17 protein-coding genes are annotated in these 21,333 nt (G+C 65.8%); 5 read left to right on the top strand and 12 right to left on the bottom strand.

The genetic code is table 11. The features are described from left to right. Nucleotides 1-105 precede the first annotated feature (105 nt). The 4 genes from JQ604_RS13535 to JQ604_RS13520 form a co-directional block, all read right to left on the bottom strand. Entirely contained in the window at nt 106-1,395 is a 1,290-nt protein-coding gene (locus tag JQ604_RS13535; protein ID WP_212357896.1) for a M16 family metallopeptidase, read from the bottom strand. Continuing rightward, the gene (gene thrC, locus JQ604_RS13530; RefSeq protein ID WP_212357895.1) at nt 1,392-2,810 is read right to left on the bottom strand and encodes a threonine synthase; all 1,419 of its coding nucleotides are present in this window, start codon (nt 2,808-2,810) and stop codon (nt 1,392-1,394) included. The genes JQ604_RS13535 and thrC overlap by 4 nt, the downstream gene beginning before the upstream one ends. A 927-nt stretch (nt 2,811-3,737) precedes the next feature. Then, nucleotides 3,738-4,625: a sigma-70 family RNA polymerase sigma factor gene (locus JQ604_RS13525; protein WP_349631097.1), complete on the bottom strand. Its 888-nt coding sequence runs from the start codon at nt 4,623-4,625 to the stop codon at nt 3,738-3,740. 18 nt (nt 4,626-4,643) lie between these two features. Further along, nucleotides 4,644-4,946, bottom strand: coding sequence for a hypothetical protein (locus JQ604_RS13520; RefSeq protein WP_212357894.1), 303 nt, complete (start codon nt 4,944-4,946; stop codon nt 4,644-4,646). A 302-nt stretch (nt 4,947-5,248) separates the two neighbouring features. Between JQ604_RS13520 and JQ604_RS13515 the strand changes: the two genes are divergently transcribed. Next, nucleotides 5,249-6,520 carry an NAD(P)/FAD-dependent oxidoreductase gene (locus tag JQ604_RS13515; RefSeq protein WP_212357893.1) on the top strand — a complete coding sequence of 424 codons (1,272 nt, stop codon included), beginning with the start codon at nt 5,249-5,251 and terminating at the stop codon, nt 6,518-6,520. A gap of 183 nt (nt 6,521-6,703) precedes the next feature. Here JQ604_RS13515 and JQ604_RS13510 read toward each other — a convergent pair whose 3' ends face one another. Then, complete coding sequence (locus JQ604_RS13510; RefSeq protein WP_212357892.1) at nt 6,704-8,395, bottom strand: tannase/feruloyl esterase family alpha/beta hydrolase; 1,692 nt, start codon at nt 8,393-8,395, stop codon at nt 6,704-6,706. Between the two features lie 227 nt (nt 8,396-8,622). Between JQ604_RS13510 and JQ604_RS13505 the strand changes: the two genes are divergently transcribed. Then, the gene (locus tag JQ604_RS13505) at nt 8,623-10,236 is read left to right on the top strand and encodes a tannase/feruloyl esterase family alpha/beta hydrolase (RefSeq protein WP_212358029.1); all 1,614 of its coding nucleotides are present in this window, start codon (nt 8,623-8,625) and stop codon (nt 10,234-10,236) included. Between the two features lie 171 nt (nt 10,237-10,407). On the opposite strand, the gene JQ604_RS13500 is transcribed toward JQ604_RS13505, so the two are convergent. Together JQ604_RS13500 and JQ604_RS13495 are read right to left on the bottom strand one after the other, a co-directional pair. Further along, nucleotides 10,408-11,613, bottom strand: coding sequence for an ABC transporter substrate-binding protein (locus tag JQ604_RS13500; RefSeq protein ID WP_212357891.1), 1,206 nt, complete (start codon nt 11,611-11,613; stop codon nt 10,408-10,410). A 59-nt stretch (nt 11,614-11,672) separates the two neighbouring features. Continuing rightward, complete coding sequence (locus tag JQ604_RS13495) at nt 11,673-12,875, bottom strand: cytochrome P450 (RefSeq protein WP_212357890.1); 1,203 nt, start codon at nt 12,873-12,875, stop codon at nt 11,673-11,675. 94 nt (nt 12,876-12,969) lie between these two features. On the opposite strand from JQ604_RS13495, the gene JQ604_RS13490 reads away from it, so the two are divergent. Further along, entirely contained in the window at nt 12,970-13,488 is a 519-nt protein-coding gene (locus tag JQ604_RS13490) for a MarR family winged helix-turn-helix transcriptional regulator (protein ID WP_212357889.1), read from the top strand. A gap of 238 nt (nt 13,489-13,726) precedes the next feature. Here JQ604_RS13490 and JQ604_RS13485 read toward each other — a convergent pair whose 3' ends face one another. Continuing rightward, entirely contained in the window at nt 13,727-15,580 is a 1,854-nt protein-coding gene (locus JQ604_RS13485) for a feruloyl-CoA synthase (RefSeq protein ID WP_212357888.1), read from the bottom strand. A 146-nt stretch (nt 15,581-15,726) separates the two neighbouring features. Between JQ604_RS13485 and JQ604_RS13480 the strand changes: the two genes are divergently transcribed. Continuing rightward, a complete protein-coding gene (locus tag JQ604_RS13480; RefSeq protein WP_212358028.1) occupies nt 15,727-16,215 on the top strand; it encodes a MarR family winged helix-turn-helix transcriptional regulator in 489 nt (162 codons plus the stop codon). A 191-nt stretch (nt 16,216-16,406) separates the two neighbouring features. Next, a complete protein-coding gene (gene atzF / locus JQ604_RS13475; protein ID WP_212357887.1) occupies nt 16,407-18,212 on the top strand; it encodes an allophanate hydrolase in 1,806 nt (601 codons plus the stop codon). Between the two features lie 323 nt (nt 18,213-18,535). Here atzF and JQ604_RS13470 read toward each other — a convergent pair whose 3' ends face one another. The 4 genes from JQ604_RS13470 to JQ604_RS13455 all read right to left on the bottom strand — a co-directional run bounded on the left by JQ604_RS13470 (nt 18,536) and on the right by JQ604_RS13455 (nt 21,314). Next, a complete protein-coding gene (locus JQ604_RS13470; protein WP_212357886.1) occupies nt 18,536-19,273 on the bottom strand; it encodes a GntR family transcriptional regulator in 738 nt (245 codons plus the stop codon). Between the two features lie 64 nt (nt 19,274-19,337). Further along, nucleotides 19,338-19,727, bottom strand: coding sequence for an oxalurate catabolism protein HpxZ (hpxZ, locus tag JQ604_RS13465; RefSeq protein ID WP_212357885.1), 390 nt, complete (start codon nt 19,725-19,727; stop codon nt 19,338-19,340). Between the two features lie 3 nt (nt 19,728-19,730). Beyond that, nucleotides 19,731-21,128: an AtzE family amidohydrolase gene (locus JQ604_RS13460; protein WP_212357884.1), complete on the bottom strand. Its 1,398-nt coding sequence runs from the start codon at nt 21,126-21,128 to the stop codon at nt 19,731-19,733. A gap of 6 nt (nt 21,129-21,134) precedes the next feature. After that, nucleotides 21,135-21,314: a DUF4089 domain-containing protein gene (locus JQ604_RS13455; RefSeq protein ID WP_212357883.1), complete on the bottom strand. Its 180-nt coding sequence runs from the start codon at nt 21,312-21,314 to the stop codon at nt 21,135-21,137. Nucleotides 21,315-21,333 lie beyond the last annotated feature (19 nt).

Below are 21,333 nucleotides of genomic sequence, written 5' to 3'. Positions count from 1 at the left end.
GGAATGAGGGCTCTCTCACAAACCAGACTCGCGGAGGCTCCCCCTCACCCGGATCGCTTCGCGATCCGACCTCTCCCCGCAGGCGGGGAGAGGTGAAGGAGGGACCTAATGCAAAAGCGTCTTTGCTTTGGCCTTGGTCAATCCTTCCGCAAAAGACACCGCCGTGTCCAGACCTCTTCCACTGCCGAGAGCGACCACTGCGGGCCTGCTGCGGGACAGCAATGCGCGGGCTGCATTGCGGGTCGACTCGACGCTGACGGCATCGATCCGCGCCACCAGTTCGTCGACGGTCTGCGGCCGGCCATAGGCCAGCACGTGGCGCGCCAGCTGTTCCGCGCGCGACGAGCAGCTTTCCAGCGCCATCAGGAGACCCGCCTTCATCTGGGCCTTGGCGCGGGCGATCTCGGCTTCGGTCAGGGTTTCCACGGCGTCATTGATGACGTCGACGATCACTTCCATCATCTCCGGCGCGTCGGCCGGATCGGTCCCGGTGTAGAGGCCGAAGAAGCCGGTGTCGCTGTAGGGCGCATGGAAGGTGTAGATCGAATAGCAGAGCCCGCGCTTCTCGCGCACCTCCTGGAACAGCCGCGACGACATTCCGCCGCCGAGCGTGTTGGTGAAGACCTGCAGCGAGAACAGCGACAGATCCGTCTGCGGCACGCCTTCCAGCGCCAGGGTCAGATGCGCCTGCTCGAGCTCGCGATGCACCACCTTGGAGCCGCCCTTGCCGAACATCGCCGGCGTCGGCTTCGGCGCGGCTGATGCCTCGAAGCTTCCGAATTTCGCGGTGACTTCTTCGACGACACGCTTGTGATCGACCGCGCCTGCGGCCGACACCACCATGTCCGGCGCACGATAATGCGTCGACAGATAGCCGCGCAGCATGTCGCGGTTGAACGCCTTCAGCGTCTTGGCGGTGCCGAGCAGCGAGCGGCCCATCGGCTGGTCGGGATAGCAGAGCTCGTTGAGATGCTCGAACACGACGTCGTCAGGCGTGTCCTGCGCGGCACCGATCTCCTGCACGATCACGCTCTTCTCGCGCTCGAGCTCGTCGGGCACAAAGGACGGATTGGCGAGGATGTCCGAGAGTACGTCAAGCGCGAGCGGCACGTCCGCCTTCATCACGCGGGCATAATAGGCGGTGGTCTCGGTCGAGGTGCCGGCATTGAGGTCGCCGCCGACCGCCTCGATCTCCTCGACGATCTCGCGCGAGGAGCGCCGCGTGGTGCCCTTGAACGCCATATGTTCCAGGAGATGCGAGATGCCGTGCTCGTTCGGCTTCTCGTCGCGGCCGCCGACGCCGGCCCAGACGCCGAGTGCCGCGGTTTCCAGATGAGGCATGGTGTCGGTGACGACGGTCAGGCCGGAGGGAAGCTTGGTGACTTCAACGCTCATCCGGCAACTCCCTGCTTGGCGGCGCGACTGACCGACAACACGAATCGCTCGACCTCCGCCTGGTCGTTCTTCATGACAGTCATATGTTCCGGCTTGGTCATCAAGCCCCCGAGCCAGGCCGGCAGTTGCGGCCGCGCGCCACAGGCGGCTTCCACCGCATCGGGGAATTTGGCCGGATGCGCCGTCGACAGCACGATGTTGGGAACCTGCGAATCCGACGTGTCGCGGTCGGCCACCGCGAGCGCCACCGCGGTGTGGGGATCGACGAGATCGCCGGCCTCGCGCCAGGCGGCGCGGATCGCGGCCGCCGTCTCGGTCTCGTCGGCGCGGCCGGCGTCAAAATCCTTGCGCACCGCGGCGAGCGTCGCATCCGGCAGCACGAAGCGGCCGGACTGCTTCAGCGAGTCCATCAGGCGGCGGACGCTGCCGGCATCGCGGCCGGAGGCTTCGAACAGCAGCCGCTCGAAGTTCGAGGACACCTGGATGTCCATCGACGGCGAGGCCGTGGCATGGACCTCGCGGACCTCATAGATGCCGGTCTTCAGCGTACGCGCCAGGATGTCGTTGACATTGGCGGCGATGCGCAAGCGCCGGATCGGCAGACCCATCCGCTTGGCGACGTAACCTGCAAAGATGTCGCCGAAATTGCCCGTGGGCACCGTGAAGTCGACGGTCCGCTGCGGCGAGCCGAGCGCGACGGCCGAGGTGAAATAATAGACGACTTGCGCGACGATGCGCGCCCAGTTGATCGAGTTGACACCTGACAGGGCGACCGAATCGCGGAAGCGATGGTGGTTGAACATCGCCTTCACGATCGCCTGGCAATCGTCGAACGTGCCTTCGATCGCGAGCGCGTGCACATTGGCCGCGCCGGTCGTCGTCATCATGCGGCGCTGCACGTCGGAGATGCGCCCCTGCGGGAACAGCACGATGAGATCGACATTCGCCAGATTGGCGAACGCTTCGACCGCGGCGCCGCCGGTGTCACCCGAGGTTGCGACCACGATGGTGGTGCGCTGGGCGCGCTGCGCCAGCACGTGATCCATCAGCCGCGAGATCAGCTGCATCGCGACGTCCTTGAACGCCAGCGTCGGACCATGGAACAGCTCGAGCAAAAATTGATTCGGCCCGACCTGGTCGAGCGGCACCACCGCCGGATGGCGGAAGGTGGCATAGGCCTCATTGGCCATGCGGCCGAGATCGGCATCCGAAATCTCGCCGGCGGCGAACGGCTTGATGACCTCGACGGCGACCTCCCAATAGGGCCGGCCAAAGAACGAGGCGATGGTCTCGGCGGAGAGCTGCGGCCAGATTTCCGGCACGTAGAGGCCGCCGTCGCGGGCAAGCCCGGTCAGCATCACATCGCAGAAGCCCAGCGTGGGGGCCTCGCCCCGGGTCGAAATATAGCGCGTCACACCGCCCTCCAAAGGCCAAGATCCTCACCAAGCCCTTGATATCAATGAGTGATTACTCCCCGCCGAAGCCGGAGATCGGGGCACCATAGAGTGTTTTTGAGGGATCGCAAATGGCGGGTAGGGGAAAAGCGCTTCCCCCGTCGCCCTGGCGAACGCGATGGCGCTTCTGTCCTCCTCGGTGTCATCACCCGCGCATGCGGGTGATCCAGTATTCCAGAGACGATTGTGATTGAGCCGATGCGCCGCGGCGTACTGGGTCGCCCGGTCCTTGTGCGCAATCGCGCACAGGCCGGGCGATGACACCGAATGTGAGGACGCAGCTTCGCATTCTCGCGACATGATCTGCCCGAGTTTTCCATCTCGTTCCGCCCTCGCTCGATAACGAGGGCGCAGGGAAGACCGGGTGCACGCCGCACCCGCGGTCCCGTGCGCAATGTGCACAAAAGAGTGCGCGCACGAGCATACAGGTTCGGCGGAGGCATCCGGCCTTCCCTGCGCGATGGCTTTACGGCTTATACGTGCTCGCCCTGGTGAGACTCTGCGTTTGTGCCACCATCGTCCACGATCGGCTTTGGGCCTTTCGCGTGCTTGCCACCAGCATCGGGGCGGCAGGCCCACACGACTTCACCGTCCGCCTTGCGTGCACACGCCTGTCGCACGCTCGGCGGCCACCGCATCTTCACCCACGTTCGTGGCGTTCGCGAGCGCCCCTCGTGTCGGGTGAGACGAGCGCATTGTTAGCATAATCGGAAGTTCGTGTAAAGCACATTATTTTCGCCTGACGACCTTGCGTCGTCGGGCAAATCAGTGGTCCAATGTCAGCGGGAGCGTGCAGGCTGCAGCTTCGTAGGATGGGTGGAGCGGAGCGATACCCATCATCTCTCCACGCGGCACGAAGTTGATGGGTATCGCTTCGCTCTACCCATCCTACGCGGATTCGATCACACACTCTGCGCCCTCAAGCACATACGCTGCGTAACGGAAATCCCTGATGGTGGCGACCTTGTCGGCGGACCAGGCGAGCAGCATGAAATATTTGGGCGGCGCGGTTGGCGCACTGGGATCGAGCACCAGGATCGCGGGGCGGCCGTCGACGATGCCCGGTGCCAGCTGCCAATCGTGGACACCGGAGTAATTGCCGAAATAGCGGGAGACTTCGGCCTTGCCGTTCAGCCGCTGCCTGTTGACGAGCTCCAACCTCACATCGTCGGCGATCATGGCGCGGATGGCATCGAAGTCGCGGGCGTTGAAGCTGGTGACATAGGCGTTGAGGCGCGCGCGGTCGGCCTCCGACAGTGCGGGCCGCGGCGCGTCGTCGGGCTCATCGGCCAGCGCGCGCAGCTGCGCGCGGCCGCGATGCAAGGCGGCCTTCACCGCGGGCAGGCTGACATCCATGACGGCGCAGACCTCCTGCATCGAGCAGCCGAGCACGTCCATCAGGATGACGCTGGCGCGCTGCGTCACCGGCAGGCGCATGAAGGTGCGCAGGCTGGTGGCGGCGATCTGCCGGCTTTCCACGGCATCGAGCTGGTCCGCGGCCATGTCGACCTCATCGCTTGAGAACAGCGCCTCCTGGCGGGCGCGGCGGCGCAGGAAGTCCAGCGCGGTGTTGTGCGCGATGCGGAACAGCCAGGCCTCGAGATTGCCGATCTCACCGACCTCAGGCCACGCCACCACGGCCTTCATCAGCGCGTCCTGCAGCACGTCCTCGCCATCGATCGCCGAGCCGACCATGCGCGCGAGGTAGCGATGCAGCTTCGGCCGCATCGCTGCCAGCAGCGCGTTGACGTCTGGAGTCGCCTGCACCTCGGGCACCGGATTCTCTTTCGTGAGCTATTCGCCCAGCATGCGATAATTGCCGACGATGGTCACGCCATTTGACACCGGCGGCTCGGCGCAGCGATCGCGGATGCCGCTCTGGAACGTCTGGAACGCCTGAAGCTTCGCCACCGGGCTCGGCCCCTCGCCTTCGGTCTCGACGATATGGACAAAGCTGTTGTCCTCGAGCCGCAGGCAGGCATAGCGCACCCCGTCGGGCTGTGCGGCCTTCAGCTCGGCGAACACCGCGGCGACCAGTTCGGCGTTGGTGTCGGCCATCTCGGGCTTGGCTTTGTATTTGATCAGCATGCGTTTCATGGCGCAGTCTCCCTTGGGGGTTTCGTTGCAAGGACGAATGGCGGAGGCCAAAGGATGCGGTGGGGCAAAAAAAATTCCGTCGTCCTGGCGAAAGCCAGGACCCATTACCCCGGATGCACGTGGTGGCGCGACGCTGGGGCCACGGGTCATTTCAATGACTGAATTCGGTGGTTATGGGTCCTGGCTTTCGCCAGGACGACGGATCGATACGTCTTCGCTATCGCCCGATTAGCAAACGCGCCATGGACCCGTCGTGCAAAGTGCCTACATAGTGAATGCGGAGACAGAAGGAGTCACCTGCCATGACCAGCGCGCCGAAACCCCATCATGTGGTGATCGTCGGCGCAGGCTTTGGCGGGCTGCAGGCGGCGTTCGAGCTGCGCGGCGCTGGCGTCAAGATCACCCTGATCGACCGCCGCAACCATCATCTGTTCCAGCCGCTGCTCTATCAGGTCGCGACCGCCTCGCTGGCGACCAGCGAGATTGCCTGGCCGATCCGCTATCTCCTGCGCGACCGGCCCGACGTGACGACGCTGTTCGCCAATGTCAACGGCGTCGATGCGGCGGGAAAGCGCGTGCTGCTCGAGGACGGCGATCCCATCTCCTATGATACGCTGATCCTCGCCACCGGCGCGCGCCACGCCTATTTCGGCCATGACGAATGGGAGCCGTTCGCACCGGGCTTGAAGACGCTGGAGGATGCGACGACGCTGCGGCGCCGCATCCTGGTCGCGTTCGAGCGCGCCGAGCGCGAGGAAGATCCGGCGCGACGCGCCGCGCTGCTCACCTTTGTCGTGATCGGCGCCGGGCCGACCGGCGTCGAGATGGCCGGCACCATCGCCGATCTCGCCCAGGACACGCTGCCGCGCGACTTCCGCCATATCGATACAAGGAAAGCGCGCGTGGTGCTGATCGAGGCGGGGACGCGCGTGCTCGCGGGCTTTCCGGACGATCTCTCGGCTTACGCGCAAGCCTCGCTGGAGAGCCTCGGCGTCGAGGTGATGCTGGGCGCGCCGGTCACGGAATGCTCGGCCGACGGCGTGATCTATGGCGGCAAGACGCTGGAGGCGCGCACCATCGTATGGGCCGCCGGCGTGCGGGCCTCGCGCGCCGCCGAATGGTTGAACGCGCCGGCCGATCGCGCCTATCGGCTGCAGGTCGAGCCTGACCTGACCGTGCCCGGCCATCCCGACATTTTCGCGGTCGGCGACACCACCACGATCAAGGGCCCTGACGGCAATCCGGTGCCGGGCATCGCGCCGGCCGCCAAGCAGCAGGGACGCTATGCCGCCATGCTGATCAAGGCCCGGCTGAAAGGCGAGACGCTGCCGCCGTTCCAGTACAAGCACGCCGGCAGCCTCGCGCAGATCGGCAAGAAGAAGGCCGTGATCGATTTCGGCAAGGTGAGAATGCGCGGCACCCTGGCGTGGTGGATCTGGGGCCTTGCCCACATCTACTTCCTGATCGGCGTGCGCCATCGCCTCGCGGTCGCGATGAACTGGCTCTGGATCCACACCCGCGACCAGCGCCCGGCCCGGCTGATCACGCAAGGCAGCAGCAAGGTGGCGAAGTAGGCGAGCTAGCGCAGCTTCCTCTTTCCTTCTCCCCTTGTGGGAGAAGGTGGCGCGAAGCGCCGGATGAGGGGTATGTCTCCGCTTGCGAGATGCGGCCGAGGGGCGCGATACCCCTCACCCCGCTTCGCTGCGCGAAGCGACCCTCTCCCACAAGGGGAGAGGGTGCAGCGCACCTGCGGCTGCCTACTTCGTCTCCGGCATCGTGCAGACGAAATTCGCCGCATCATCCGCATCGCCCTTGCCTGAAAACGCCGCGTAGGTCGGATACGGACACAACGGCCGTGTCCGCGCCGGATTCCACGACGACGGCACGTCCTTGTTGGCCGGGTTGGCCGAAGCGATGATGCGGTCGGGCGCCTTGCCCTTCTCCACCCAATCGGTCAGCGCCGACAGCGCGTCGAACTTGTCCAGGGTGACGCCGCCGCCGCAATGGGTGGCGCCGGGCACGGTGAACAGGCGAACGGAATTGCCGGCACCGCCCTGCACGTTGGCGTTCAGCTTGCCGTACCAGCGGATGGTGTCGTTGACCGAGAACACCGGATCGGCCTGGCCGTGATAGATGATCATCTTGTGGCCGGCGTCGCGCAGTTTTGTCAGTTTGGGATCGTCGACCTCGGGCGGGGTCATGAAGTCCATCGCGGACTCCGTGAACGTCGCATCCTTCGCAAAGATCTTCGCGGCATCCTTGTCGAAGTCGTAAGCCCTGAGCGCGTCGACCAGCTTGTCGCTGCTACCTTCGACCGCGACCGGCGGCGTCGAGAAGATCAGGTTGAGCGACGCCGCGCCCATGGTCGCGATGATCGGATAGTTATTCCAGGGCGCGACCGTGCTCTCCACCTTCCAGGCGCGCCAATTGCCGGTGCCGATGCCGCCATCGAGCGGCCAGTCGGAATAAAGTGCCTCGCCCTTCGAATTGCGCGGGCCCGCAAAGCTCATCTTCAGCGCATCAACCTTGGCTTCCGACAGACAACCTTCGGTCTGGCCCGGCGTGCAGACGAGGCTCTTGAGGTCGAGCGTCTTCTGGCAGGCGGCGAGGTTTGAGGTCAGGCCGTCCTTGACGCCGTCGAGCGCGTCGCAGGCCTGCGTGATGCGCGAGGCGATCAGCTGGCCGTCTTCCTTCGTGATGGTCTTGCGGAGATCGGGATCGACCTTGAGGAAGGCCTGCACGTCCCAGGCATGCTGGATCGCCGCGCGCGGCAGATCGAAGCCGGGGTTGCCGACCAGGAAGCCATCGTAATTTTCCGGCATGCGGCCCGCGGCGACCATCGCATGGCGGCCGCCGTTCGAGCAGCCGGCCATGTAGGAGTAATCGGCGGGCTTGCCGTAATGCAGGGCGACCAGCTTCTTCGCCACCGGCGCCAGCGTCATGTCGGCGGCATAGCCATAGTCACGCCGCGCCTGCGGGTCCATGCCGAAGGCGGCGCCTGCGGCGAGTCCGAGCGGCTTGTTGGCCGGATCATTGCCGGAGTGTCCGCTGTCGGACGACAGCACCGCAAAGCCGCGCGCCAGCGGCACGGTGCCGCCGGATACCCAGCCATCCGGCTTGTCGCCGAGCGCCGGCACCACGACGCCGTCATTGCCGCCATTGACCTGATGCAGGAAGCGTCCGTTCCAGGTGACGGGCAGGCGCATCTCGAACCGGATCGCGTAGGATTTTCCGTCGATACCGGTGCGCTGGTTGGCGAGCCCGGTGACGAGACAATGCTTCGGCAGCTTGTCGTCGGCCTCCTGCAGCTTCGAGCCCGTGATCTCAACGCCGGAGATTCCAAGCGACGCCGTGGTGACCTGCGTGCAGGCCTCATCCGCACGGGCGAGCGTGGGCACGCCGAGACATACCGCAAGCGCACCGATCGATACCGACGCAATCGACCTCATCCGGGCCTCCTCCTTGATAGTTATATTTTATAACTATTACGATTTTGCCATTTTGGCAAGAGGCCGGCGGCAGGCCTGGAGTGCCCCTCGCTTGACGTTTCCACGGCGCGGGTCATTGTGCGGCAACGCCGCGGAGGAAATCCTTGCCGCGGCAACGAACATTCAGGGAGGACATCATGCGGATCAATCCACGCGCGTGGACGCTGGCGACGTCGATTGTCACGGCGATGTCATGCCCCGGGCTTGCCACGGCATCCGAGATGCTCGGCGATCCCGCCGCGACCTGCAGCGGCCTGGTCGGTGCAAGCGACAATGCGGTGAAGATCGACAGTGCGGCGATGCAGGCGCCATCGCCGCTTGCCGTCGCCGAGAAGGGAGCGACGCCGGCCGGCCGCGTCACGCCGGCCAATCCGCAATTCTGCAAGGTGCTCGGGCATATCGATCCCGTCGATCCCAAGGCGCCGCCGATCAAATTCCAGGTCAATCTGCCGGTCGAATGGAGTGGCCGCTCGCTGCAATATGGCGGCGGAGGCTTCAATGGCGTGCTGATCACGGGGCTCGGCCTGCCGCCCGCCTATCCCTTCGGCAAGGCCTCGCCGCTGGCGCACGGTTTTGTCACCTACGGCACCGACTCCGGCCATGAGTCGAAGCCCGGCGAGCCGCCGCAGCTGTTCGCGCTGAACGACGAAGCGTTCGAGAATTTTTCGCACAAGGCCTACAAGAAAGTGCGCGACGCGGCGCGCGCACTGATCATGCGCGCCTACGGCAACCCGCCGGCGAAGATGTACTTCATGGGATCGTCGGAAGGCGGTCGCGAGGCGCTGACCATGGCGCAGCGCTACCCCGACGATTTCGACGGCATCTTCGCGCGCGTGCCCGTGATCAACTGGGTCGGGCTGCAGCATGCCGGCACCCGCGGCGGCCTCGTGACGATGGGCGACGGCTGGATCCGCCCCGCGCAGGTGAAACTCGTCGCCGATGCCGTGCTGAAAGCCTGCGACAGGGATGACGGCTCGGACGATGCGCTGGTGCAGAATCCCGTCGGCTGCAAGGCGCTGTTCAAGCCGGCCTCGCTGCTATGTGCGGCGGGCCAGAGCGGCGACGACTGCCTGACCGAGAAGCAGGTCGCGGCGATCGAGACGCTGCATGCACCGTACAAATTCTCATTCGCAATGGCCAACGGGCTCGACGATTATCCGGGCTGGGGCGTCTCCGGTGAAGGCACACCGGCGTTCGCCCCGACCGGCGGCTGGCTCGCCTGGTGGCTCGGCACCGCGCCGCCGGCGCAACCGCCGGTGCCCGCGAACGGCATCGCGTGGGTCTATGGCGCCGGCGGCATTCAATATGTGTTCGCGCGCGATCCCAAGCTCGATGTGACGACCTACAAGCCGGAGGATCACAAGGCGCGGGTACTGGAGGTGTCGGAGCTGATGGATTCGACCAATCCTGATATCAGCCGCTTCGGCGCCCGCGGCGGCAAGCTCGTGATCCTCGAACACATGGCCGACTACGCGCAGAGCCCCTACGCCGGCATCCGCTACTTCGAGAACGTGCAAAAGAAGCTCGGCAAGGAGAAGGCCGCGGAATTCGTCCGCCTCTACACCGCGCCCGGCGTCGACCATGTCGGCTCCGGCGCGCCGGCCAATGTCGACATGCTCGCGGTGCTGGTCGATTGGGTCGAGACCGGCAAGGCGCCCGGCGATCTCGAAGTCGCCGAGCAGAAGGTGGAGGCGCCCGGCTTCGAGACACTCCGCGCGCTGCCGCTGTGCCAATGGCCGGCCTGGCCGCATTACAAGACGGGGCCGGTAACGGCGGCGGCAAGCTTCTACTGCGCGCCGTAACTTTCTTTCCCTTCTCCCCCCTTGCGGGGAGAAGGTCAGGATGAGGGGGAGTCTCCGCAAGCGAGGTGAGAGTTGGACTCGCGGAGAGTCCCCCTCACCCGCCGCGCTTCGCGCGTCGGCCTCTCCCCGCAAGCGGGGCGAGGCGAAGAGAGATCGCTGCGCGAGCTATCGTCACTTCACCAGCGAACAGCCACCATCCGCGAGCGGGCGGAACGCTTGGTCCGCTGATATCGTCGAGATCAGCTTGTAATAGTCGTACGGGTACTTCGACTCCTCGGGCTTCTTGACCTCGAACAGATACATCGGATGCACGACGCGGCCGTCCGCGCGGATCTCGGTGTCGCCGAACAACTTGTCCTTGCCCTTGAACGTCTTCATCTGCGGCACGACGACCTTCGCATCATCGCTGCCGGTGGCGGCGACGGCGTTGAGATAGGCGAGCGTGGAGGCGTAGACGCCGGCCTGGTTGCCGCTCGGCATCTTGCCGTTCATGCCGGGACGCGCGGCGAAGCGCTTTGCGAAGGCGCGGGTGTCGTCGTTCATGTCCCAGTAGAACGCTTCGAGCAACTGCAGGCCCTGCGCGACCTTCAGACCCATGCCGTGGATGTCGTTCACGAACAGCAGGAAGGCGACCATGGTCTGGCCACCCTGCTGGATGCCGAACTCCGCGGCCTGCTTCACCGCGTTGATGGTGTCGCCGCCGGCATTGGCGAGACCGATCACCTTGGCCTTCGAGCCCTGCGCCTGCAGCAGGAAGGAGGCGAAATCCGAGGTGCCGAGCGGATGCTTGCTGGAGCCGAGCACCTTGCCGCCGTGCTTCTCGATGTAATTGGTAGCTTCGGCCTCGATGCCCTTGCCGAGCGCGTAGTCGACCGTGACGAAATACCAGTCCTTGCCGCCGCGCTGCATCATCGCGGCCGCGGTGGTGTTGCCGGTCGCCCAGGCGTCGTTGACCCATTGAATGGTGTTCGGCGAGCAGGCCTTGCCGGTGAGATCGGAGCTTGCGGTCGACGATGCCAGGAATGTCATCTTCGTATCGCGCAGGATGGTGTTGATGGCCAGCCCCACGGCCGAGTTCGGCACGTCGACGATGGCATCGACGCCCTCGACGTCGAGCCATTTGCGCGCGATGGCGGAGCCGACGTCGGCCTTGTTCTGGTGATCGGCATAGACGATCTCGACCTTGATGCCCTTAGCCCCGCCGTTGAAGTCCTCCGCGGCCATGCGCGCGGCCTCGACCGAGCCCATGCCGTTGGTGTCCTGGAAGATGCCGGAGATGTCGTTGAGCACGCCGACGCGCACGACATCCCCGGATATTTGCGCATGCGCCACAGTAGCGGCGCACGCCAGCGCCAGACCAAGTCCAAAAGCCCTCATCCTCTCCTCCTCGTTGTCATGTGAACGCCGGTTGCCCCCGGCGACTGAATTTCCGCGGCTCAGGCCGGCGTGATCGTGACCGGCAGCGTGTCGAGCCCGCGCAGCGTGTTGTTGAAACGGCGCGTCGGCTCGCCGGTGATTTCGATCTTCGCGACGCGGCGCGCGAGCGCTGAAAGCATCGTCTCGCCTTCGAACCGAGCGACCAGCTGACCGACGCACATGTGGATGCCGGAGCCGTAGCCGACATGGCCGGCAGTGCGGCGGGTGATGTCGTAGGTGTCGGGCTTGTCCCAGCGCCGCGGATCGCGGTTGGCGGCGGCGAGGAACATCAGCACCTTCTCGCCTTCGGGAATCTGCGCGCCCGACAGCTCGACGTCGCGCGTGGTGGTCCGGAAGAAGGTCTGCACCGGGCTTTCGAACCGCACCGCCTCTTCGAACGCATTGCGCGCCAGGGTCGGATCGCTGCGCAGCCTCTCGAACTGATCGGGAAAGCGGGCGAGACAATACACCGCAGCACCGATGCCATTCACCGTCGTATCCAGTCCGGCCGACAGCAGCGAGCGCACCAAAAGCGGCGCCTCGGGCGCGGTGATCGCGCCCTCATCGACCTGGGCGTGAATGCAGGCGCCGAAGCCGCCGGGGGTGAGATTCTCGCGCTGGCACTGCGCAGCGATATAGGACTGATGCGGCGCCGAGCGCTCGATCGCCTCCTGCCGCAACTGGTTCGGCGGGCCGAACGCGTTGAACACGAGGCTCGCGTAAGGCAGCAAATTCTCGCGCCCTTCGGGCCTCAGGCCGAGTGCATCCGGGAAGATCGAGAGCGGAAAGGCCTCCGCGAGATCGGCGATCGCATCAAAGCTGCGCTTCTCCAAGAGGATGTCGACGCGCTCTTCGGCCGCAGCGGCAAAGCGCTCGCGCACCTGCTTCAGCGCGGTCGGCGACAGCACACGGCTCAGCACCGCGCGGGTGCGGGTGTGGGCGGGCGGATCAGCCTCCAGGATCAGGCTCGCCGGCCGCCACGGTTTCTCCTTGGCGAAATCGCTCAAGCCCACGCCACGGCTGGAGCAGAAGGTGGCGGGATCGTTGAGCACCGCATGCACCTCGGCATGCCGCGCCACGCCATAGACGTTCCACTTGTCGAGATAGACCACGGGGCCGGCCTCGCGCAGCCGCTCATGGGTCGGGAATGGATCGGCGAAGAACGCAAGCGCAAAGGGATCGACGTCGAGATGGGGAACGCCGTTTTGAGTTGCTGATGTCATCGGGACCTCCCGTGGTTTGGTCCTTGGCCTGATCCTGTCAAGATGTGCCCCATGCCCCTTGCTCGGAGGCGATTTCGCGGCGATGATTTGCGCGATGAGCAGTCCTCTTCCCCGCAAGCCGCGCCGCACCAGGCAAGCCGAGATCGCCGAGGCCGAAGGGCCGCTGCTCGATCTCGAGCGCTATGTGCCGGCGTTCATCACCTTCATCGCCAACAAGCTGTCGAACAGCGCGACCGCATTCTACCAGAAGAATTTCGGCGTCAACGTCACGGAATGGCGGATCATGTCGCTGCTGGCGATCGAGCCGGGCATCCCGGCCTCGCGGATCTGCCACGTCATCGGCTTCGACAAGGGCCCGGTGAGCCGTAACCTCGCGATGCTGCAGAAGCGCGGCCTGGTCGTGATCCGCAGCGCGCCCGACGACGGCCGCACGCACGCGATCTCGCTGACCGCCCGCGGCCGCGTCGTCCATGACAAGGTGATTGCCGCGGCGCTGGAGCGCGAACGGCGGCTGCTGTCCTGCCTGAAAAAGGACGAGCGCGAGGTGCTGATCGACCTGCTGCGGCGGCTGCACGAAAATCTCGGCGCCGTGACCGGGCAGAGCACGACCTGACACGCGCGCGGATCGCGATGATCCGGCGGTCGTCGCGAACTCGGTCCGTGCTGCCGTACGGCGCAAGATAGTCCCTCCCTGAAATGAAATGAGCGGCCGTTGACCGGCGGCGTTTGTCCGTTGCGCCGGAAACTCCCACAGCTTAGTTGCCTTGGCAACTAAAATCTCGGATGTGTGCGGCGCGGCGAAACGAAGCGGCGGGGAACTCAGGTGTTAAACGTCTGGTTTGATGACGTTCTTAGCCGCAGCCGATGGGCTCGGCTGCCTTGTCATCTTCCAGCACAGCGACCGCTGCAGCGCGGCGGGTCAGCACGGCGCGCTGGTTGATGTAGCCCTTGTCGGTGATCTCGCCGCCGTCGACGGAAGCTGGTTCCGCAAGCAGCAGCGCACGGGTGGCATGGCCGGAGGAATGGCCGCCTTGCGCCTTCAGTTTTGCCAGGCCTATCGCGATCGCGCTACGGACCGCGGCGTGGGCGATCACGTCCCTGACGTCGGCACTCTCCGGCAAACCAGCCGCGGCGCGGCAGGCGGCGATGTTGGGAAACACGAGGAAGCGCACCTCATCACGGCCGTGGCCGGTGACGACGATGTCCTGCGCCAACGGCGCCACCGCCGCGATGCCGGCGACACGGAGTGTGCCGACGTTGACCCAGGTGCCGGAGTTGAGCTTGAAATCCTCGGCAACGCGGCCGTCGAAGAACAGGCCGAGCTCGGGTCTTGCAGCGTCGGCGAAGGTGACGGCGTCGCCGATCCTGTAGAACCCCTCCTCGTCAAACGCCTGCGCGGTGAGATCAGGAGCCTTCCAGTAGCCCGGCGTGACGTTCGGCCCGCGCACGCGCACTTCGAGCTTGTCGCCTGATGGCACCAGCTTCAGTTCGGTGCCGGGGATCGGCACGCCGATATTGCCGGAACGCTGCGCCTGGAAGTGGCAGTCGGTGGCGAGCGGCGAGGTCTCGGTCGCCCCCCAGGCCGACACCATCGGCAGCGGGCGGCCGACGGTTTTGATCGATAACTCCTCCAACGCATCCCAGAGATTCTGCGGCAGCGCCGCGCCGGCATAGAACGCGAACTTCACGCCGCCGAAGAATTTCTGGCGCAACTCCTCGTCGCTGCGCAGCGCCGCGATCAGCATGTCGAAACCGCGCGGCACGTTGAAATAGACCGTGGGCACGACGCCGCGCAGATTGGCCAGCGAGGTCGCGAACAGCCCCGGCGCCGGCTTGCCGCCGTCGATATAGAGCGTGCCGCCGTTGCGCAGCACCAGGTTGAAATTGTGGTTGGCGCCGAAGGTGTGGCTCCAGGGCAGCCAGTCCAGAATGACGAGATCCTCGCCGGCATTTTCCAGGAACGTCCAGGTCTGCGCCTTGGCCTGCTGGCTCGAGGTCAGCATGCGCTGGGTGTTGATCACGGCCTTCGGCGTGCCCGTCGAGCCCGAGGTGAACAGGAATTTTGCGATCGTGTCGGGCATAACAGCGGCAAAGGCTTTTGCGACATCGGGCGATTCCGGCGTCGCGATGATCGTGCGGAACGCCGTCGCATCGGCATCGTCGGCATTGCCGCTGACGATCACCGCGCGATGCAGCCCCTTGATCGCGGCGAGCGCGCCGGCGAACGGCTTCGTCCCAGTCACGTAGATCGCGCCGGGATCGAGCAGGCCGATCATGCTCTTCAGCTTGTCGAAATCCCGTGACATCAGCGAATAGGCCGGCGAGATCGCGGCCGAGGGCACGCCGACGTGCTGGGCGGCGAGCGCGAACAGCGCGTGATCGACGCCATTATCGGCAAGGATGACCAGCGGCCGCTCCGCACTCAGCCCCTGCGCGAGGATCCAGGATGCGGCCGCGCGCACGGCGGTCAGCGTTTCGCGATACGTCACGGTGCGCCACGGCAAGTCCGCATTGGCGCGCTCGCCGAGGAAGATGCGGTCCGGCGCCTGTCGCGCCCAATGCTCCAGCCAGTCGCCGATGCAGCGCGCACTGTCGCCAAGCGGCGTCGACGATCGCACGATGATGCTGCCGTCGATCCTGCGGTCAGCGACGATCGCGGGCGTGGCAAACAGGGTTGAGGCGTCACCGCCGGCAGCGGCCATCATGGTTTCCTCCTCGCACGCCTCGCACGGGCTGCTTTCCCATAATGTTGAGCACAGCAATTGTTGTCGTCAACAACAATCTTTCCTCAGCCGTCCTGCCGAGGTACAAGTGATCGGACGCTGGAGAAAAATACGTGGCAAACGGCGCGATGGGGACGGAAACGAAAGCTGGGCGAAAGCGCCCGGCCCGCGGCAAGACGCGGCGCCATGACGCGGACGAGATCGGCCTCGACGCGCTGGTCGGTCACGCCGGCTACGCGATCCGGCGCTTCCAGCTCTGGATCTTCCAGGACTTCATCAAGACGCTCGCCGCCGTCGACATCCGCCCGACCCAGTATTCGGTGATGACCGTGATCGGCGCCAACCCCGGCCTCAGCCAGATGGCGGTGGCCAAGCGCCTCGGCATCGAGCGCGCCCGGCTGGTGCACCTGCTCGACAGCCTCGAAGGGCGCAAGCTGGTGAAGCGGGTCAAATCCAGGGACGACCGCCGCTCCCACGCGCTCCACCTGACCGATCCCGGCCAGGCTGCGCTCCGCCAATTCAAGCGGCTCGCCGCCGAGCACGAGCGGCATATCGCCGAGAAGATCGGCAAGGAAAACCGCGAGAAGCTGCTGCAGATCCTGGCCGGCTTCACTTGATCGCCTATTTCTTAGGCGAATAGATTTTTCAAAGCGCGCAATCGGCAAACCTTCATCGCGGCAGGATCGCTATTAAAGATATGAATATACGATAGAATTCTTATCCGTTCTCCGGCAGAAAGTATTGTATACAACGATGGCACATCGCTTGCTTCGAAGCAGGTGCCTTTCTTGCTGGAGTTCGTCTTGCCATGGGGTCCGATGCGCCTGAAACCGCCGCCGCGATCGTTGCCGCGCATCGCGCCGGCACGCTGACGCCGGCGCAAACCATCGCGCGCACCTACCAGCGCATCCGCGACCACGACGATCCCGCCATCTTCATCAGCCTGCGCGACGAGAAGGACGCGCTGGCCGAGGCCACGGCGCTCGCCGCGAAGAAACCGGCGCAGCTGCCGCTCTATGGCGTGCCGGTCGCGGTGAAGGACAATATCGACGCCAGGGGCCTGCCGACCACCGCCGCCTGCCCGGCCTTCTCCTACATGCCGACCCAGGATTCGACCGCGGTCGCCAAGCTGCGCGCGGCCGGCGCGATCATCATCGGCAAGACCAATCTCGACCAGTTCGCCACCGGCCTGGTCGGCGTGCGCTCGCCCTATGGCATTCCCAGGAATCCGGTGCGAGAGGATCTCATCCCCGGCGGCTCCAGCTCCGGCTCGGCGGTCGCGGTCTCCGCGGGCCTGGTGCCGCTTGCGCTCGGCACCGACACCGCTGGCAGCGGCCGGGTGCCGGCGATGCTGAACAACATCGTTGGTCTCAAGCCCAGCCTCGGCCTGATTTCGACCGCGGGCCTGGTGCCGGCCTGCCGTACGCTCGATTGCATTTCGGTGTTCTCGCTGACCGTCGACGACGCGATGGCCGCGCTCGAAGTGATCTCGGGACATGACGCCGCCGATCCGTTTTCGCGCAGCCGGCCGCTTGGCAGGCTGGCGCCGATGCCGACGAAATTGAAACTTGGCATTCCCCGCAACGGACAGCTGATCTTCTTCGGCGATCGTCATTCGGAGAAGGCCTATGGCGACGCGTTGAAGCGCTGGGAAGCGCTCGGCGCCACGTTGGTCGAGTTCGACCTCGAGCCTTTCTACGAGACCGCGCGGCTGCTCTATGAAGGGCCGTGGGTGGCCGAGCGCTACCTCGTGATCCGCAATCTGCTGGCGTCATCGCCGGATGCGATCCATCCGGTCACGCGCGAGATCACCGCGGCGGGATCCCGGCTCACGGCAGCCGAGACGTTCTCGGCGCTCTATCGCCTGCAGGCGCTGCGCGGCGTCGCCGAACGCACTTTTGCCGAGCTCGACGCGATCGTGCTGCCGACGGCGCCGACGGTCTATTCGACCGCGCAGGTGCTGGCCAATCCGATCGAGCTCAACTCGCGGCTTGGCACCTACACCAATTTTGTGAACCTGCTCGATCTCTGCGGCCTCGCGCTGCCCGCGGCGATGCGCGCGGACGGCGCGGGCTTTGGCATCACGCTGCTGGCGCCCGCGGGGCAGGACGCGAAGCTTGCCAGCATCGGGCGCGTATTCCATGCGGATACCAAACTGCCTGTCGGCGCCAAGTCATTGCCGCAGCCGCCGCTGGCGCAGCTTGCGGCTGATGGTAGCGACGAGATTCCGATCGCGGTGGTCGGCGCGCATCTCTCGGGCATGGCGCTGAACCGTGAATTGCAGGCGCTCGATGCGACGCTGATCGAGGAAGCCGTCACGGCGCCGGACTACAAACTCTACGCACTCGACACCACGCCGCCGAAGCCCGGCATGCTGCGCGTTGCGGCCGGCACGGGCACCTCGATCAAGCTGGAGCTGTGGTCGCTATCGCCCGGCGCGTTCGGCAAATTCGTCGCCGCGATCCCCCCGCCGCTGTCGATCGGCACGGTGCGGCTGGCCGATGGGCGCGAGGCGAAGGGGTTTATCGTGGAACCGGCGGCGATTGCGGGCGCGCGCGATATCTCGGCGTATGGCGGATGGCGGGCATTCATGGCGGAGAAGGCGAAGGGGTAAGGACTCTCGTGTCCCGGACGCGGTGCGGCACGAAGTGACGCGCCGCAGAGCCGGGACCCATGGGCTCCGGAACAGCAGCGCATCACTTCGTGCTGCGCAGCATCCGGGGAACGCCGGAGCTGTAGGGTGGGCAAAGCGTAGCGTGCCCACCATCCCGAGCACGCCGTAGATGGTGGGCACGGCGCTACGCGCCTTTGCCCACCCTACGATTTTCGCATCTCTCCGCGAGTTGTGATCTATCGATAGACCTGTACCCCCTCACCCGGATCGCATCTTCGATGCGATCCGACCTCTCCCCGCAGAAGGGCGGGGAGAGGTGAAGGTCAGACCGACACCGCGTAGACCTCGTACTCGCCGCGCACCAGCTCGATATGGGCGCGCATCGCGGCCGCCGCGCCGGCCTTGTCGCCGCGCAGGATGGCGACGACGACGCGGTCGTGCTCAGCGTGGGACTTTGCCAGGCGGCCGAGATTGCGGAACTGGGCGCGGCGGAACGGCTGAACGCGGACGCGGGTCGCCAGCGTGATCTCGGCGATGTAGTCGTTCTGCGAGCCCGCATAGATCGCGTTGTGGAAGCGCTCATTGACCTCGTGGAAGCGCTCGGGATTGCCGGTGTAGCTCAGCACCCGCAGTTCCTCGTGGATCGCCTCCAGGGCGTGACGCTCGGCTGCCGTCATGCGCTCGGCGGCGAGCCCTGCGCACATGCCTTCCAGCTCCGCCATTGCCTCGAACATGCCGTTGAGACGATCCAGCGACGGCCGCGCCACCACCGCGCCGCGATGGGCGCGCGCATCGACCAGGCCGCTTGCCGCAAGCTGGCGCAGCGCCTCGCGCACCGGTGTGCGCGAGACGTTGAAGCGGCGGGCGATGTCGGTTTCATCCAGGGGCGAGCCGGGCGCCAGCGTGCCCTGCACGATCTCGTCGGCGAGCTGCAGCCGCAGTTCCTCGGCGCGGGTCACCTTGTCCTGCGGCGATGCCGGGCGATCGACACGGCGAACCGTGACCTCGGGCTCGTTGCCTTGAGGCTGCGGTGATCGCGTCGGCAGGTCGTCCAGGCTCATGCCTCAATTATCCCTTATCTTTTGAGCATGATCTGTTCGGAAAACCGGTCCCCACTTTTCCGGATCATGCTCGTGGCTCGTCGATGATGCTGACATGGGCGGCGACGATTCTCCACCCTTCCGGGAAACGAATCCACGTCTGCATCTGCCGGCCGACCCGGCCCGGTGCGGCGTCGCGATAGAACAGGGTCGAGGCAACAGCGGTGTCGCGGCCATAGGTCGTGATCACGGTCTTGTCGGTCTTGCGCATCAGCCCGACCGGCGAGCGGGCGGCGCGGAACGCCATGATCGCGTCATAGCCGTAGAGATTCTCGCCGATGCCGTAGCGCAGCGTGCGCTTGTCGTTGCGAAAGAGCTCGTCGAGCACGGCGACGTCGTTGGTCACCAGCGCCTTCTCATAGCGCTCGAACTGCGCGGTGACCTCGGCGAGCACGTCGGGAAGATCGATGTCCATGAGTTAGAGTCCCCTCGGCGTCGGCGCGGCCGCCACGCCCATCTGTTCCAGCGCATGCGCAACCCGCAGCGCGATGTCCTCGCGCCAGGGCGCGGCAATGATCTGCACGCCGATCGGCATCGGCTCCAGCGGCACGGGAACCGCGACCACGGGCAGGCCGATGAAGGAGATCGGCTGGGTGTGCACGCCGATATTGGCGCGGACCGGAAGCTCGACGCCATCGAGCACGAAATTGACCTGACCGAGCTTTGGCGCAGTGCAGGGCGTCGCCGGCGCCAGGATCACGTCAACCGATTTGAACAGCTCGACCACCTTGGCGCGATACCAGCGGCGGAACTTCTGCGCCTTGTCGACATAGGGTGCCGGCACCATCGCGCCGGCGATGAAGCGATCGCGCACCGCCGGATCGAAATCGTTGGGGCGCTTGCGCAGGCGATCGAGATGCAGCGAGGCGCCCTCGGTGGTGGTGATGATGTAGGCGGCGGCGCGGGCGCGCGCGGCTTCGGGCAACTCGACGGTCTGCGTCGCGCTGAGCGCCTTTGCGACGCGGGCGACGGCTTCGGTCGCCTCCGGAAACACGTTCTTCTGGAAATATCCGCCGGCGATGGCGACGCGGAGATTGCCGATGCCTTCACCGAGCGACGACAGCGTCGGCTCGACCGGCCGCGTGCTGCAGGCAGCGTCATCGGCATCAGGGCCCTGCATCACGTCATAGGCCAGCGCCAGGTCCTTCACGCTGCGCGCGAACGGACCGAGATGATCGAGGCTCGCGACGAACGGATAGGAGCGCGCGCGCGACAGCCTTCCATAGGTCGGCTTCAGGCCGAAGATGCCGCAGAACGACGAGGGCACGCGGATCGAGCCGTTGGTGTCGGAGCCGAGCGCGATCGGCACCAGCGCGCCGCCGACGGCGCTGCCGGAACCGCCCGAAGACCCACCCGTCATCCGGGTCGGATCATGCGGATTGCGCGACGGGCCGTCATGGACGTTCTCGCCGGTGAAGTCGTAGGCGTATTCGCCCATGTTGAGCGCGCCGACCAGCACGGCACCGGCGGCTTCCATCCGCTCGATCAGCGTGGCATCGCGCGTCGAGGGCGGCAGGTCGCGATTGATCTTCGAGCCGGCGCGGGTGGAGAGGTCCTGCACGTCGAACAGGTTCTTCACCGCGAACGGCACGCCGGCGAGCGGGCCGACCGGCTTGCCGGCCGCGATGTCGGCATCGACAGCCCTTGCCTTGGCACGCGCACGCTCGGCGGTGACGTCGGTGAAGGAGTTGAGGATCTTGTCGCGGCTTGCGATGCGCGACAGCGACGCCTCGACGGCGTCAAGCGCGGTCAGCTTGCGGCTGGAGACGGCCTGGGCGATGTCGGTGGCGGAAAGCCCGTCAATCTTGTCGGACATCGCGGGTCACGCCGAATAGATGCTGGCTGCTTCGGTTTCATCCGGCAGCGGAAAATCATCGACCAGCTTCGCCAGCCGCAGCGACACGTCGAGATTGGCCCGCACCGCGGGACGCCAGGCATCCTCAACCGGCAGCGCCATCGCTGCCGCGACGGCGTTGATGTAGTCGTCGAGTTGGTCGGCCATTTCGCTCCCGCTTCGCTCG

This window comes from Bradyrhizobium jicamae, from assembly GCF_018130695.1.
GTDB classification, from domain to species: Bacteria; Pseudomonadota; Alphaproteobacteria; order Rhizobiales; family Xanthobacteraceae; genus Bradyrhizobium; species Bradyrhizobium jicamae_B.
Note: the sequence above shows the minus strand (reverse complement) of the source record. Positions and strands in the feature narration are given on the sequence as shown.